This window comes from Kocuria subflava (genome assembly GCF_012163155.1).
Classification (GTDB): domain Bacteria; phylum Actinomycetota; class Actinomycetes; order Actinomycetales; family Micrococcaceae; genus Kocuria; species Kocuria subflava.
Map to the genome: position 1 here is coordinate 1 of NZ_JAAVUN010000126.1, position 698 is coordinate 698.

1 pseudogene is annotated in these 698 nt (G+C 69.2%); it reads left to right on the top strand.

The features are described 5' to 3' along the window. Positions 1-199: 199 nt before the first annotated feature. A pseudogene (locus GTW58_RS13335) lies at positions 200-698 on the top strand (polysaccharide biosynthesis protein); the annotation flags it as partial.

The window sequence follows — 698 nt, forward strand, 5'->3', positions numbered from 1 at the left end:
CCCGGGTCCTGCGGGACCGTCCCTACCGGAACATGGTGGGCGGTTACCCCAACACCCGGTAGGCCCACCCCGATCGTGGACGTGACCGACGCCGACCCACGTGGCCGGTCGCCGAGTGCCCACGACGCGCGGCTGACAACGAACGCACAGGGCGACGGTCGACCCCTCGGACCGGCCCCGCCCACGGAAGGACCCCCACATGCAGAGCCCGGACGACAGCGGGACCCCAGGTCCTGGAACGGACGGGCCGACGAATGCGTCGGCGTCCGGTGTTCGGCAGAACACCCGCCCGACGGCGCGCCGGGCGCAGGGAGGGTCCGAGGCGGAACGCCCCACCGCCTGGCTGTGGATCCAGATGATCCTGGACTCCATGGCCTGGGTGGCGGCCATGGGCGTCGCGCTGGTCCTGCGCTACGAGCTCAGCGTCCAGTTCATCAACGTTCCGAGCCTGTTGATCGTGTGCCTCGTGGCCGTCGGTGCGCAGTTGGCGATCGGGTACTCCTTCGCGCTGTACCGCGGGCGCTATTCCTACGGCAGCTTCGACGAGGGCAAGCTGCTCATCGTCGTCACCCTGATCGTGACCGGGCTGCTGCAGATCGTCCTCCTGGTGGCGGGCAACGCGATCGGGATTCCACGGTCCGTGGCCATGATCGCCTTCCCCTTCGCGGCCTTGTTCATGGCGGCCTTCCGCTACCTCA